13 protein-coding genes and 1 tRNA gene are annotated in these 14,028 nt (G+C 44.5%); 3 read left to right on the top strand and 11 right to left on the bottom strand.

The window, feature by feature from the left end; all coding sequences use genetic code 11:
• Positions 1-3: 3 nt before the first annotated feature.
• From GGE08_RS04080 to GGE08_RS04045, 8 genes are read right to left on the bottom strand one after another with little or no spacing between them, the layout of a single operon-like run.
• Positions 4-714, bottom strand: coding sequence for a sulfite exporter TauE/SafE family protein (locus GGE08_RS04080; RefSeq protein ID WP_179383605.1), 711 nt, complete (start codon positions 712-714; stop codon positions 4-6).
• Positions 715-716: 2 nt separating this feature from the next.
• Positions 717-1,163, bottom strand: a complete 447-nt coding sequence (locus GGE08_RS04075; RefSeq protein WP_179383604.1) for a FixH family protein — start codon at positions 1,161-1,163, stop codon at positions 717-719.
• 12 nt (positions 1,164-1,175) lie between these two features.
• Positions 1,176-2,585, bottom strand: a complete 1,410-nt coding sequence (gene ccoG / locus GGE08_RS04070; protein ID WP_179383603.1) for a cytochrome c oxidase accessory protein CcoG — start codon at positions 2,583-2,585, stop codon at positions 1,176-1,178.
• Positions 2,586-2,636: 51 nt separating this feature from the next.
• On the bottom strand, positions 2,637-3,611 hold the full coding sequence (locus tag GGE08_RS04065) for a cbb3-type cytochrome c oxidase N-terminal domain-containing protein (RefSeq protein WP_179383602.1): 975 nt from the start codon (positions 3,609-3,611) through the stop codon (positions 2,637-2,639).
• A 4-nt stretch (positions 3,612-3,615) separates the two neighbouring features.
• Positions 3,616-3,804, bottom strand: coding sequence for a CcoQ/FixQ family Cbb3-type cytochrome c oxidase assembly chaperone (locus GGE08_RS04060; protein ID WP_179383601.1), 189 nt, complete (start codon positions 3,802-3,804; stop codon positions 3,616-3,618).
• A 2-nt stretch (positions 3,805-3,806) separates the two neighbouring features.
• Positions 3,807-6,008, bottom strand: coding sequence for a cytochrome-c oxidase, cbb3-type subunit I (gene ccoN, locus GGE08_RS04055; RefSeq protein WP_179383600.1), 2,202 nt, complete (start codon positions 6,006-6,008; stop codon positions 3,807-3,809).
• 2 nt (positions 6,009-6,010) lie between these two features.
• Positions 6,011-6,220, bottom strand: a complete 210-nt coding sequence (gene ccoS, locus GGE08_RS04050) for a cbb3-type cytochrome oxidase assembly protein CcoS (RefSeq protein WP_179383599.1) — start codon at positions 6,218-6,220, stop codon at positions 6,011-6,013.
• Positions 6,221-6,279: 59 nt separating this feature from the next.
• Positions 6,280-8,664 (bottom strand): heavy metal translocating P-type ATPase metal-binding domain-containing protein, encoded by a 2,385-nt coding sequence (locus GGE08_RS04045; protein WP_179383598.1) that lies wholly within the window; start codon positions 8,662-8,664, stop codon positions 6,280-6,282.
• Positions 8,665-8,783: 119 nt separating this feature from the next.
• Between GGE08_RS04045 and GGE08_RS04040 the strand changes: the two genes are divergently transcribed.
• From GGE08_RS04040 to GGE08_RS04030, 3 genes are all read left to right on the top strand, one after another.
• Positions 8,784-9,473: a Crp/Fnr family transcriptional regulator gene (locus GGE08_RS04040; RefSeq protein ID WP_179383597.1), complete on the top strand. Its 690-nt coding sequence runs from the start codon at positions 8,784-8,786 to the stop codon at positions 9,471-9,473.
• A gap of 81 nt (positions 9,474-9,554) precedes the next feature.
• Positions 9,555-10,463, top strand: coding sequence for a universal stress protein (locus GGE08_RS04035; RefSeq protein ID WP_179383596.1), 909 nt, complete (start codon positions 9,555-9,557; stop codon positions 10,461-10,463).
• A gap of 62 nt (positions 10,464-10,525) precedes the next feature.
• A complete protein-coding gene (locus tag GGE08_RS04030) occupies positions 10,526-11,461 on the top strand; it encodes a pyridoxal-phosphate dependent enzyme (protein ID WP_179383595.1) in 936 nt (311 codons plus the stop codon).
• Between the two features lie 4 nt (positions 11,462-11,465).
• On the opposite strand, the gene GGE08_RS04025 is transcribed toward GGE08_RS04030, so the two are convergent.
• The 3 genes from GGE08_RS04025 to GGE08_RS04015 all read right to left on the bottom strand — a co-directional run bounded on the left by GGE08_RS04025 (position 11,466) and on the right by GGE08_RS04015 (position 13,934).
• Positions 11,466-12,923: a sensor histidine kinase gene (locus tag GGE08_RS04025; RefSeq protein WP_179383594.1), complete on the bottom strand. Its 1,458-nt coding sequence runs from the start codon at positions 12,921-12,923 to the stop codon at positions 11,466-11,468.
• 54 nt (positions 12,924-12,977) lie between these two features.
• A complete protein-coding gene (locus GGE08_RS04020; protein ID WP_179383593.1) occupies positions 12,978-13,367 on the bottom strand; it encodes a response regulator in 390 nt (129 codons plus the stop codon).
• Positions 13,368-13,852: 485 nt separating this feature from the next.
• Positions 13,853-13,934 (bottom strand) — tRNA-Leu (locus GGE08_RS04015).
• Positions 13,935-14,028: the final 94 nt, after the last annotated feature.

The raw sequence follows: 14,028 nt of genomic DNA, 5'->3' as shown, positions 1-14,028 counted from the left end.
TTTTTAGGGTTGATGGCATTCTATGGTCGCCGTTACTGCATCCGCAGGGGCCGCCTTGGGGGAAACATAGGGGATTCCCAATCCAAGTCCACGTATAATAAACAAAATACCTATGATCACCACAAATACCGGTATCAATTTTTGAATTTTAGCTTTTATGGCACCTCTGATCATTCCTTTGGAATAGACTACGACCGACATTAACGGCACGGTTCCAAGGCCGAAAATCATCATATAAAGCCCTCCCTCCATAGCGTTGCCCATGGCTACAGCTCCCAAAAGGGCCATATATACCAACCCACAGGGCAAAAACCCGTTCAGGAATCCAATGGTCAAAAAGGTGTCCGGTGTTTTCTTTTTCAATTCGGCTCCAAGTCTGGATTTCACCTTACCAATTATCGAATAAATGGGCGTTAAAAGCTTATGCCCGTTCAGATATTTTGCAGGAACCAATACCAAGACAATCATGAGCAGACCTATCCCGATGGATAGCTTCTGTTGTATCCCGAACAAGGCCAATCCCTTGCCCAACAATCCAAATAGCACCCCTATGATTCCGTAGGCCAACAATCTGCCCAAATGGTAAATGGAGAGCTGTGTGGTCTTTTTCATGGTGTTGCTATGGTCCAAAGGCAACATAAAGGCTATGGGTCCGCACATGCCCAAACAGTGCAGACTTCCCAAAAGTCCCAGAACCAAAGCAGAGGTCAACATGATCAGTATACCAGTTTTTCTTTATGTAAAAAGGAGTTACCTTCGTAATTCCAGTCTATGGAAATGTCCCAGCGACCGTCTACCAAGCGATTGTCAGGTATGAGCAAATGTGTATTGGACAAACTTATAGGAAAGTTAGTATCCAAGTGCTTGTTAGACGGTCTGTATAGGGACACTGTTCCACTTATTTTTTTGGGGTCGAAACGTTCTGGAAAAGAAATGACCAAACCCTCGTCCGTTTTTTCAATGGTAAGGTTGGCACCCATTTCGGTCGCCGTTTTTGAGGCGTCTATCTGTTTTTGATAGGTCAGCTCTTTTTTATAATATTCTTCCGTAACCAAATCGTGGTTGGCCCTGTCATCTGTACTCATCCGTACCACAAAGTATAGGATAAAGCCTATGAAGCCTATAAATGCCAATACGATTCCGGTTCCCCAATTGATTTTCATCGATCTCTTTTTTTAATTATAACTTCTCGGTGCCAAAAACTGTGTCACCGTAGTTTCTATGAGTTTTTCTCCGCTGTAAACACCAATTTCGAGTTGATCTTTATCTCCATTGAGTGCGGATGCGTTAATCTCTATAAAGAGCGTTCCCTCCGCAAGTTCTTCAGCTGGGACTGTGAATGTATCTTGTGACACCATTTTGATTTCCCCATTGTGCGACATCAGCTTAAAGGACACATTTTCGATATCCTTGGTGGTTTTGTTCACCAATTTATAAGTATACACATTGCTGATGATATTGTCCGCCTTCCGCTCGTACAACTGTCCAGGTAACCTTAATACGTTTGCCTCGACCTCGTTCCGCATGAACAACATCCCGACCAAAACTCCTATCAAAACCACGAGCACGGCAGTGTATCCCTTCATACGGGCAGTGAACTTAAATTTGTTCTTATTGGTAATTTCGTCCTCGCTGGCGTATCTGATCAACCCTTTGGGTTTATCGATACTCTCCATGATATGGTCACACTCATCAATACAGGCCGTACAGTTTACGCATTCCAACTGTGTTCCGTTGCGGATGTCAATCCCCGTGGGACATACATTTACACATTGCAGGCAATCAATACAGTCACCATGTCCAAGTGCTTCCCTATCCTCATTTTTTCTGAACTTTTTCCGGCCATTTTCACCCTCTCCACGTTTGTGGTCGTAGGCCACAACAATGGATTTATCATCCAAGAGCACGCCCTGTAATCGTCCATAAGGACATGCAATGATGCATACCTGCTCTCTGAACCACGCAAAAATGAAATAGAACACTCCCGTGAAAATCAACAAGGGAATCATGGTTCCCAAGTGGGCCATGGGCCCATCGGTAATGTAGGCCAACAACTGGTCGCTTCCGATCAAATAGGCCAAAAATATATTGGCTATAAAGAAGGAGATGACAAAGAAGATGAACCACTTCAGCAGTCTTTTCCTCAGCTTTTTGCCTGTCCAAGGCGCCTTGGCCAATCGCATTTGAGCACCCCTATCCCCATCGATCCAATACTCTATCCGGCGGAAGACCATTTCCAGAAAAATCGTCTGGGGACACATCCACCCACAAAAAATACGACCATAGGCCACGGTAAAGAGTGCGATGAAAATCACTCCAATGATCATCGACACCACCACCAAATGAAAATCTTGTGGCCAAAACGGGAGTCCAAAAATATTGAACCGTCGGTCCAGCACATTGAACAGCAAAAATTGATGCCCATTGATTTTGACAAAGGGTGCTGCAATCAAGAAAATCAGCAGAAAGTAACTAACATACTTTCGGTAATCATAGTACCTTCCGCTGGGTTTCTTTGGAAAAATCCAGTTCCTTTTACCTTCTTGTGTGATTGTGCCTATGGAATCCCTAAAATTCTCTTCCATTGCATTTGTGGTTTATGGATAAATATTTGGTTGCCGGGTGTCCCAACGGGACTAGTTCATGGCAACTTCTGTTGAATCTGTGGCCTGCCCCATTTCTGCCGGTGCAGTTTCTTCGGTTTCAGATTCGGTACCATTGGCATCTTCAGGAGCATTGGGGTCTACCCATATTTCTCCTTCAGGTTCCTTTGGATTGGCAGGTGTTGTTCCTCCCAAGGTCATCACATAACTGGCAACCTGGGCCATTTCGGCCGGCTTTAAGGTCTGCTTCCAAGCGACCATACCCTTGCCATCGCGTCCACCTTCAGAAATGGTGGTAAAGATATTTTTGATACCACCGCCCAAAATCCAATATTTATCGGTTAGGTTGGGGCCGATTCCACCGCCGCCATCTGCCATGTGACAGGCTACACAATTGGACTCGAATATTTTCTCACCCGCTGCCAAATCCGACTCATTCGAAAGGAACTCCACGGTGCTGGCGTCGACCAAGTCCTTGGCCGTTCTCTTGTATTCCTCTATGGCCTGTTGCGCTGCGGCTACTTCTTGCTCATATTCCAATTTCTGGTCGTAATCACCAATTACATGGAAACGTACCAAATACACCACTCCAAAAACTATGGTCGCATAGAACAGGTACACCCACCATGGAGGCAATACATTGTCCAACTCGCGGATACCATCGTAATTATGGTCGAGGACAATTTCGCCCTCGCGCTCTATGGAGCGGCTACGCGTTAGTCTTTCCATGAGGTTTTTGGCCCATGTCCATTCATATTTCTTGCTCTTGGTTTCCAGATAACGTTCCTTGCCTTCTTCTGAAAGGGTTTGGAACATAATGTTTTCAATGGAAGCCAAGATCAGTTCGATCGCAATAAGGATCATCAACACCAACAGCATAAAAAACTGTGTGATGGGATATTCTATGATTGCTGGTTTGTCCCCTGAGTCTATAAAGAATTCCATCAATCCGAAGATTAGGAAGAATAGGAACGGGACTCTTATCCACCAAGGTGTTTTTGTGCTCATAATATTATAGTTTGTTTGGTTGATCTTCGTTTTCCAGTGGCAGTTCGGACATCTCCCTTATGTGCTCTTTGGTAGCCGTGAAGACCCACCAGAACAATAGAACGAAAAATACAAAGAAGATGAGCAGGGAAACCATGGGATAGTTGGCTATCCCATCGATGGTTTCCATATGTTCTTTTACAAATTTCAACATGGTTATTTGTTTTGAGATATAGTTTCTTCTGTTCCTTCAATTTTGATATCGGTACCCAATCGCTGTAAGTAAGCTATCAAGGCCACGATTTCACGGTCTCGCATTTCCACAAAATCCAATCCGTTTTCTTGGGCGTATTTTTTGTCCGCCTCATAGGTCCTTTCGAATTCTGGGTCTGTATAAAGACTCTTTTCGATTTCCTCTGCCTGCTCGGCCATGGATTGTTGGGCATTGGCGATGTCCTCTTCGGTATAGGGAACCCCCAGTTGTACCATGGCTTCCATTTTAGCCTCTACATCGCTACGATCGTGCTCGTCGGTGACCAACCATTGATAGGATGGCATGATGGAACCTGCCGAAGTACTTTGTGGGTCGTACATATGGTTCAAGTGCCAGCTATCGGAGTATTTGCCTCCAACCCGCAACAAGTCGGGGCCTGTACGCTTACTACCCCATAGGAATGGGTGATCGTACACGAATTCCCCTGCTTTGGCATACTCGCCGTAGCGTTCCACTTCGCTTCGGAACGGACGAATCATTTGTGAGTGGCAACCCACACAACCTTCCCTGATATAAAGGTCTCGGCCTTCGAGCTCCAAAGGCGTATAGGGTTTCACACTGGTAATGGTCGGGATATTGGATTTCACCAAGATAGTTGGGATAATCTGAACGATACCTCCGATTAGAATCGCTACGGTGGCCAAAATGGTCAACTGTACCGGTTTTCTTTCCAACCAGTTGTGGAAGGTCTCCCCAGCCACTCTTCGCTTGGCGACACGCTCCAAAGCCGGGGCTTCTGCAGCTTCATCCTCAACTTTGCTGCCTGCCCTGATCGTCATAACTACGTTGTACAACAGTACGAACATACCCAAGATGTACAAGGAACCTCCTATGGCCCTCATCCAGTACATGGGGATAATCTGGGTTACGGTCTCCAAGAAGTTACCGTATACCAAGGTGCCATCGGGGTTGAACTCTTTCCACATAAGTGCCTGGGTAAATCCGGCCACATACATGGGCAGCGCATACAATACAATACCCAAGGTTCCGATCCAGAAATGGAAGTTGGCCAAGCCTTTTGAGTGCAATTCTGTTTTGAACATTCGGGGCACCAACCAATAGATCATACCAAAGGTCAAGAACCCATTCCAGGCCAAGGCACCCACGTGAACGTGTGCAATAATCCAATCACTAAAGTGCGCAATGGCATTTACGTTTTTCAAGGAAAGCATGGGACCCTCAAAGGTTGCCATACCATAACCGGTAATGGCCACCACCATAAATTTCAACGTAGCATCGGTACGCACTTTGTCCCATACCCCGCGAAGGGTCAACAGACCGTTGATCATACCACCCCAAGATGGAGCGATCAACATTACGGAGAATACCACTCCAAGGTTCTGAGCCCAATCGGGCAATGCGGAATACAACAAGTGGTGGGGACCTGCCCAGATATAGATGAATATCAACGACCAGAAGTGGACGATGGATAATCTATAGGAATATATGGGACGATTCGCCGCTTTGGGCACGAAGTAGTACATCAACCCCAAGAAAGGCGTGGTCAAGAAAAATGCTACCGCATTGTGTCCGTACCACCATTGTACCAACGCATCCTGAACACCAGCGTACACCGAGTAACTTTTTAAAGCGGTTACCGGCAACTCCAAACTGTTGAAGATGTGCAACACCGCTACCGTAACAAAGGTGGCCAAGTAGAACCAAATTGCCACGTATAGGTGTCTTTGCCGTCTTTTTAAGATGGTACCTATCATGTTCCAACCAAAAACTACCCATACCACTGCAATGGCCAAATCTATGGGCCATTCCAATTCGGCGTATTCCTTGGAGGTTGTGTAGCCCAAGGGCAAGGTCAACGCCGCGGCGACAATGATCAATTGCCAACCCCAGAAGTTGATGTTGCTCAGGACATCACTGAACATTCTAGCTTTAAGCAAGCGTTGCAGCGAGTAATATACCCCTGCAAAAATGGCATTCCCCACAAATGCGAAGATCACGGCATTGGTGTGCAATGGGCGCAAGCGTCCAAAGCTCAACCAAGAGATACCTTCTGTAACATTAGGGAACAAAAACATAAAGGCCAGCAAAAGGCCTACTGCCATACCCACCACGCCCCAAAGTATGGTGGCGTATAAGAACTTTTGTACGATTTTGTTATCGTAACGGAACTGTTGTATTTCCATATTTATTGGTTTGTACTTTTAGTTTGTTTGATTTCCTTTTTATTTGAGTTTGATTTATCCTTGTTCCTGATCACCTCATCTTCAAACAACATTCTTACCGATGGGGTATAGGTATCATCGTACTGTCCGCTTTTTACCGAAAAAACAAAGGCTATAAAAAAGACTACGGCCACCGTTATGCTTATGGCCAACAACACATAAATAACACTCATACCTGCCTGAATTTAGGTGTAAAACTACTGTGATGGTATTCTTCAGAAAATGACATATATCAGCTTTCTTGATTTTTTAATTCTTTACCGAGATAATTGGTGGCCAATGTGGTGAATACCACTATACTAATGGAGCTCAAAGGCATTAAAATAGCCGCAATTACTGGCTGTAACTGCCCGGTTACGGCAAAATACAAGCCGACCACGTTGTAACAGAGCGAGAGCAAAAAACTCAATTTGATTACCCGAATGGACTTTCTGGACAGTTGCAAGAACTTCGGAAGCAGTCTCAATTGGCTGGCATCCAAAATTCCATCACAAGCGGGCGAAAACACGTTGATGTTTTCTGAAACTGCCAAGCCCACATCGCTTTGGGCAAGCGCACCGGCATCGTTCAAGCCGTCGCCTACCATCAATACTTTGTGTTTTTCTTGTAGCGTTTTGATGTATTCCAACTTATCCTCGGGCTTTTGGTCAAATAGCATCCTTGTTTTTGTCGGCAACACTTTCTCCAATTGTCCTCTTTCACCGTCATTATCCCCCGAAAGAATGCCCAGTTCCAAATCGCTGGACAGTTCTGCAAATATGTTGCTCATCCCCTCCCGATAGGTGTTTTTGAACACAAACCGCCCCTTTACATCTTCGTCGGCACTGATATAGACCGAGGTGTTCGCTATGGTGTTTGATGTTTTTTCTCCTACATAAGATGCAGATCCTACTTTGATGGAGTGTTGGTTGTATTTGCCCTCAATCCCTTTTCCGGTATGTTCTTGGAACTCTTCCAAGGTCATGATGGCATTGGACTTTAGAATATTATAAAGCGATCGGCTCAGGGGATGGTTGGATGCCCGTAGGGTCGTTTTTAAAAGTGCGGTTTCCTCTTCTGTGAGTTCCATACCTTCATAGTGTATGGTATCCTTTTGGTTGGTGGTAAGTGTTCCGGTTTTATCAAAAATCGCTGTATCAATTTTGGCCAAGCGTTCAATTACATTGGTATTCTTCAGGTAAAACTTGTATCTGCCAAAAATGCGAAGCATATTGCCCAAGGTAAATGGGGCTGCCAATGCAATGGCACAGGGACAGGCGATAATCAACACCGAGGTAAATACGTTTAAGGCCAGGCTTGGGTCAAAAATCAACCAGAAGATAGTAGCCAAGGTGGCGATGCTCAGCACCGCAATGGTAAAGCGTTTGCCAATACTATCGGTAAGGGTCTGGAAATGACTGGCCTTATCCTTGGAGAATATAGAGTTGCCCCAGAGTTGTGTCAAATAACTTTGGGAGACCGATTTGAGCACTTCCACCTCCAAGACACCTGAAAGCTGCTTGCCACCGGCGAACAGTTTCTCTCCCGATTCCTTAAACACAGGTTCAGATTCTCCGGTTACGAAGCTGTAATCGATTTCGGCCGTTCCTTTGATCAGGATACAATCCACAGGAATGATCTCGTGGCTACGGATCAGCACCCTGTCACCTACCTCGATATTGTAGATTTGGATATTTTCTTCTTCCCCATTCTTCTTCAAACGGGTTACGGCAATGGGAAAATAGGATTTGTAATCCCGTTCAAACGACAGATAGGCGTAGGTCTTCTGCTGAAAAAATTTCCCCAGCAACAAAAAGAACACCAGTCCTGTTAGGCTATCAAAAAAACCGGAACCCAAATCGAATATGATATCGGCGGTACTCCTTAAAAAAAGTACCAGTATCCCCAAAGCGATGGGCACGTCAATATTCAACAATTTGGAACGAATGCCCTTATAGGCGGAAATAAAATAATCCTGAGATGCATAAAAAACGACGGGGAGGGAAAAGGCGAACATCAACCAGCGGAACACATGCTTGTATTGGTCCAACCAAAACTCCTCCACCTCAAAATATTCGGGAAAGGAAAATAGCATCACGTTGCCAAAGGCAAATCCGGCCACACCCAACTTATATATTAAGGAACGATCGACCTTTTTCCCTTTTTTATTGTATTCCTCTAAAGAAATGTAAGGCTCGTACCCGATGCTTCCCAATAAAAGCGCAAGCGCCTTCAAGGAAAAATCTGCTGTTTTATAGGTGACCCGAATGGTCTTTTTTGGAAAGTCGACTTGTGAAACGGATATGGCTGGATGCAGTTTGTTCAGGTTCTCCAACACCCAAATACAGGAACTGCAATGAATGGTGGGAATGCTAAGGCTTACCACCTGCACCCCTTCTTCATTGAACTCTACCAATCGCTCTACGATTTCTTGGTTGTCCAAAAAATCATATTTCTGTCTGATCTCGTTTGGTGTGGTCCCCGCCTTGCTCTCAATTTCATAAAAGGTGGACAGGCCGTTCGATGTAAAGATTTCATAAACGGTTTTACAACCATTGCAACAAAAATCCTTATCATCAAACTGCACGCTGCGGCTACCGCATTGATCTCCACAATGATAACAGGTCGAATCTGCCATTTCACATTTGCTTTACCTGACGCAAAATTGTAATACTCTTCCTCTTAAAAATATGATATTTATCAGTTACCAATAAATCTTTGTCCATTAAATTTGCCTCATCAGGTAAACCCAACAGTATGGAAAGCAGGTGTGAAAATTGTATTATCCGACAATTTAACTCCCTCAGGGCCATGAGCAAAGAGGAGTTGAAACAGGTCTCCGATTCCAAAACGACCAAGACCATTAAAAAAGGACAGCCCATTTTTGAAGAGGGCGAAAAACTCAATGGTGTCTATTGCGTTCGCAATGGGGTTTCCAAACTTTCCAAGCTCAGTGCCAACGGCAAGGACCAGATCGTAAAATTGGCCAGCAAGGGCGAAGTCCTGGGCCAACGGTCGGTAGTCTCCGAAGAGAGTGCCAACCTTTCCGCCATTGCAGTGGAAGACATGGAGGTTTGCTTTATCCCAAAGGAGAGCATTAACAATACCCTTCAAAAAAATCCAAACTTTACGCTAGAGGTGTTGCGACACATGGCCCACGATCTAAAGGAGGCCGACGATGTTATCGTCAATATCTCCCAAAAAACCGTAAAGCAGCGTATGGCCGAAGCCTTTCTGTACCTTCAAAACAATTTTGGCGAAGATGCGGATGGATTTTTGGCACTTACCCTTTCCAGAGAGGATATTTCCAATGTGGTTGGAACCGCTACCGAATCGGCCATCCGAATCATTTCTGAGTTCAAAAAGAAAGGCCTCATACACACTTCGGGCAAAAAAATAGGTATCAAAAACCAGCAAAAACTTCTTGAAATGGTCGAAGGTTTTTAGACCATTTTTCCAAACCTGACTTTTGTCATAGTATCCCCTGTCCCTTAGGTCTAATTTTATCGCATCGTAAATCTTAGTCAGATGCAAAAGATATTAATACCTACGGATTTTTCGGAAAATGCATGGAATGCCATTGATTATGCCATGCAATTGTTCCGTAACAGGCGTTGTACATTCTATCTGCTCAACACCTATACCCCGGTTATTCCGAGCAGCAGATTTATGGCGAAAATGATTGACGGAGTACGTATTGTGGATGCGGTACGGGAGAATTCTGAACGAGGTTTGGATAAAACAGTAAAAAAAATCAAATCCAAATACGGCAATCCCAACCATAGTTTTGAGACCATTTCCTCCTTCAATCTTTTGGTTGAGGAGGTAAAGGATATTGTGGAGACCTTTGGCATCCACATGGTGATTACGGGAACCAAGGGCGCTTCGGGCGTAGACGAGGTTTTTATGGGCAGCAATACGGTACGGATCATAAAATCCACCAAAAAATGTCCCGTTTTGGCCATTCCCTATCACTTTGAATATGTAACCCCTTCCGAAATTGCATTTGCCACCGATTTTAATCGATTCTATACTTCTTCGGAATTGGAGCCCATTTTGGAAATGGCAAAAATGTTCAAGGCTACCATCAGAATTGTCCACGTGCAATATGGCATTAAGGCCTTAACGGAACTGCAACAATTCAACCTGAACATGCTGCGCCGCTATTTGAACGGTGTAGAGCATTATGTGCACACGGTTTCCGAACTCAATTCCGTTTCCCATACCTTGGAAACCTTCTCCCAAGAATTGGGCATCCATCTCCTGGCCATGCTCAATTACCAGCACAGCTATATGGAGAAAATGACCCGGGAGCCCATTGTCAAGCGCACGGCGTTCCACACCCAAATTCCTTTGTTGGTGATTCCAGAACTGGGCATGGAAGGCATTTCGGCCAAGGCCAAGGAAGAAGAGGAAGAGGTGCAGTCGCACAATTAAGCTTACTGTAGTATCTTTATCGTTCTTAACTGTTTTCCTGCATAAAGAACGAAAGGTAACCTATGGACAAACAACATTTGATTGACTGCCACGAGCGGATAAAACCCTTTATCCACAACACCCCTGTACTCACATCTCGCTTGATCAACGAGTTGGCAGGTGCCCATCTTTTTTTTAAGTGTGAAAACTTCCAACGAATGGGTGCCTTTAAAATGCGCGGGGCCGCCAATGCCATTATGCAGCTTTCGGACGAACAAAAACAAAATGGCGTGGTAACACACTCCTCGGGAAACTTTGCACAGGCCCTATCCCTTTCTGCCCAAAGCTTGGGCGTAACGGCCTATATTGTGATGCCCGATTCCGCTCCCCAAGTGAAAAAGGATGCCGTAAAAGGGTATGGTGGGGTTTTGGTGGAATGTGAATCGACCTTGGAAGCTCGGGAACGTACCTCGCAAGAAATCGTAGAAAAACATGGAGCCACCTTTATCCATCCTTCGAATGATGACCATGTGATTTTAGGCCAAGGCACAGCTTGTAAGGAGTTGTTGGAACTGCATCCGAACCTAGATTATGTGGTCACCCCTGTTGGCGGTGGCGGATTGATTGCCGGAACTGCGCTTGCGGCCCATTACTTCGGGAATCAATGTAAAACTGTTGGCGGAGAACCGTTTGAAGTGGATGATGCCTATCGGTCCTTGCAAAGCGGACAAATTGAGACCAATTCCACCACCAATACCATCGCTGATGGACTTAAGACACAACTGGGCGATAGGAACTTTCCCGTCATCCAAAAGCATGTGGAAGAAATTATTAGGGTGACCGAGGATGAAATCATCCAATCCATGCGATTGCTTTGGGAACGGCTTAAAATAGTATGCGAACCTTCCTGTGCCGTGGCATTGGCAGCGGTTTTTCGCGAAAAGGAGAAATTCAAGGCCCAAGAAATAGGCATAATAATCTCCGGCGGAAATGTAGATTTGAGCCGCTTGCCCTTTTAGGGCATCAAGATGGTAAAGGGAAACTGATTGTAAAGGTAGTACCCACATCCTTTTCACTTTCCACACTGATTTTGCCTTCCATGGCCTCCACTTGGGTCTTTACCAAGTACAGCCCAAAGCCCTTGCCTTCGGTGGCTCCGCTAAGCCTGCCATACATATCAAAGATTTTGCGTTCCCGCTCTTGGGTAAGCTCCATTCCAATGCCATTATCGGAGAATTGGATAACCATGCCTTCGGGAATTTTTTGTGTGGTCACTTTTATTACGGGAGGAACATGTTCTTTGGCATAGTGAATGGCGTTGAGGATAAGATTGTAAAAAATATTCACCACATAGCTCTTGGCACCAAATATGGAGCTCACGTTGGAAAAATCCGTTTCCACGGAAGCTTTACTCCTGCTAATTTCCTCAGATAGCAATCCATCCACGTCCTTCATTACATCCCTAAGGGGCACCTCCCTAAACTGCTCCTTATCGGCCGCTTTCAAGGACAATGAAAGGTTAAGGTCTTTGATGGTTTGATCTAATGCTTCGGTAGTATGTTCTATTTTCCGGACAATGTCATCATTCATTTCATCCTTGCCCCACTCATATATTTTGGATAGCATGAGCAGGTTGGAGATGGGTCCGCGCAAATTATGTGAAATAATCCGCACAAAATTCTGGAGTTCGTGGTTTTGCTCTACTATCTGTTGATTGGCCAACACCGCATTGGTGACATCTTGGGTGGTCCCTGACATGGATTTGGGCTTGCCGTTTTCATCATAGTAGGCTCTTCCTTTTTGGTGCACATATCGGACTTCACCGTCCCCCACAACAATCCTATGGGTAATATCGTGCATTTCATTGTTCTTGATGCAATTCTCAACATCATCAACAAAAGCTTGTCGGTCATCCGGGTGGATAATCTCCGAAAGGGCATCGAAAGTAGCGTCGAATTTTCCGGGTTCCTGTTCAAAAATTCGGTACAATTGGTTGGACCAAGCGATTTGGTCCTCCCGCATATCCCAATACCAATGTCCTATATTGGCCACTTCTTGGGCCTCTCGGTACTTGCGTTCACTTTCCCGTAATCTGTAATTGTTCTCAACTTCTTCGGTGATGTCCTTTTGCCAAATAGAACAACCGACCACTTCGCCAGCACTGTTCATAAAGGGCTGGAAGGCAAATTCATGCACTACAATTTTGCCATCTATATCAAAAGTATGTTTAGAGGTGGTAGCGTAACGATCAAGGGCACGTTGACAACCCTGTTCGCAGGGATTAAAAAAATCAATGGCCCGGTACACCTCCCTGAGGTCCATACCTCTTTGGGCATCGCTCAGGCCGTTTTCTTTCAATTGATTTTTGAAACAGGTGTTGAAAGCCGTGAGTCTGTAGTCCCTGTCCATAGCCCATACCACGTCCTCCCTATCCTCAACAATTTCAACTTTATTTTGAATAAAAGCGTTCTTCTGTTTCAACGGTAATTGTTTTGAGAATAAAAACCAGCCCTATTTCCGAAAAATATCGGGAAACTATTTATTGGCACTTTGGAGATAATCCTCCAAATGCTCAATGCGAAGGGGTTTGGTGATAAACTCCTTCACATACTTTCCATATTTGTCAGCTTCCTCCTTATCGGCTTCCGATTCGGAAGAAGTCACCAAGAGCACCTCATTGGTCTCCGGAAAATCCTCGAGCATCATAAATTCCAAAAATTCGAATCCGCTCATTTCCGGCATGTTGATATCCAATAAGATAAGTGTTTTTACGTTGGGGTTGTCCCGGTAGCGAAGGTCATCCAAGGCTAATTCTGGATTGGTAAAACTCTTTACCCTTTCCTCAAGTCCCATTCGTCTGAAATGAATCGCATTCACTGTATTCACGAGGTCTTCGTCGTCGACCAGATATATTTCCTTGTACATAGTCCGTTGGTCAATTAAGTTTTTAGTTTCGTTGTGGTTTTAGGTGACTGTCAAAAAATTGATAAATATCAACATTTAGTCTTTAGTAAAACTGAAATTGCAAATTTTTATTGTAGAAATTCTTTACAACAGTTGCCAAAAAATTTCAGCATAAAACCTAGATGTATTCTGTACCTTTCTGAATTGAATTTAGTAATATTCTCGGATTTTAACAAAATACTGCTTATAATTTTAGAGCCGCCCTATCTTTTTTTGATAATTGTCAATCAATCGAACCACCTTTACAACAACCCTGCACCATAAGCCTTTTCTATCCCAAATTGATGTAAGGAATTCAATGTCAAATACTAACTAAAGAATATGATTGATAAGGGAACAGGAAGCGCTACTATCCTACCACAAGGGTTTGCGCCATTCCTAATTGAAGGTGAGCATTCAAAATTATGCAAACAAAAAAAGCTCCTCAGTACCTGAAGAGCTTTTTGTGCGGGTGAAGGGAGTCGAACCCCCACGCCTTGCGGCACTAGATCCTAAGTCTAGCGTGTCTACCAATTCCACCACACCCGCGAATTGGAGTGCAAATATAAATCAATTTTCCGATTTGCAAACGCACCCCCTTTAAAAACTTGTTTTTTGTACTTTTAGGGTTCTTTTAAAACCA

Origin of the sequence: Allomuricauda sp. ARW1Y1, from assembly GCF_013407935.1 — a bacterium.
Lineage (GTDB): Bacteria > Bacteroidota > Bacteroidia > Flavobacteriales > Flavobacteriaceae > Flagellimonas.
Note: the sequence above shows the minus strand (reverse complement) of the source record. Positions and strands in the feature narration are given on the sequence as shown.

What these genes read in the sequence shown, in the direction of transcription:
- GGE08_RS04065 (WP_179383602.1), bottom strand. Translation starts at nt 3,611, where the DNA reads ATGAGCACAAAAACACCTTGGTGGATAAGAGTCCCGTTCCTATTCTTC.
- ccoS (WP_179383599.1), bottom strand. Translation starts at nt 6,220, where the DNA reads ATGAGTGTTATTTATGTGTTGTTGGCCATAAGCATAACGGTGGCCGTA.
- ccoN (WP_179383600.1), bottom strand. Translation starts at nt 6,008, where the DNA reads ATGGAAATACAACAGTTCCGTTACGATAACAAAATCGTACAAAAGTTC.
- ccoG (WP_179383603.1), bottom strand. Translation starts at nt 2,585, where the DNA reads ATGGAAGAGAATTTTAGGGATTCCATAGGCACAATCACACAAGAAGGT.
- GGE08_RS04040 (WP_179383597.1), top strand. Translation starts at nt 8,784, where the DNA reads ATGGAAAGCAGGTGTGAAAATTGTATTATCCGACAATTTAACTCCCTC.
- GGE08_RS04060 (WP_179383601.1), bottom strand. Translation starts at nt 3,804, where the DNA reads ATGTTGAAATTTGTAAAAGAACATATGGAAACCATCGATGGGATAGCC.
- GGE08_RS04030 (WP_179383595.1), top strand. Translation starts at nt 10,526, where the DNA reads ATGGACAAACAACATTTGATTGACTGCCACGAGCGGATAAAACCCTTT.
- GGE08_RS04020 (WP_179383593.1), bottom strand. Translation starts at nt 13,367, where the DNA reads ATGTACAAGGAAATATATCTGGTCGACGACGAAGACCTCGTGAATACA.
- GGE08_RS04035 (WP_179383596.1), top strand. Translation starts at nt 9,555, where the DNA reads ATGCAAAAGATATTAATACCTACGGATTTTTCGGAAAATGCATGGAAT.
- GGE08_RS04045 (WP_179383598.1), bottom strand. Translation starts at nt 8,664, where the DNA reads ATGGCAGATTCGACCTGTTATCATTGTGGAGATCAATGCGGTAGCCGC.
- GGE08_RS04080 (WP_179383605.1), bottom strand. Translation starts at nt 714, where the DNA reads ATGTTGACCTCTGCTTTGGTTCTGGGACTTTTGGGAAGTCTGCACTGT.
- GGE08_RS04075 (WP_179383604.1), bottom strand. Translation starts at nt 1,163, where the DNA reads ATGAAAATCAATTGGGGAACCGGAATCGTATTGGCATTTATAGGCTTC.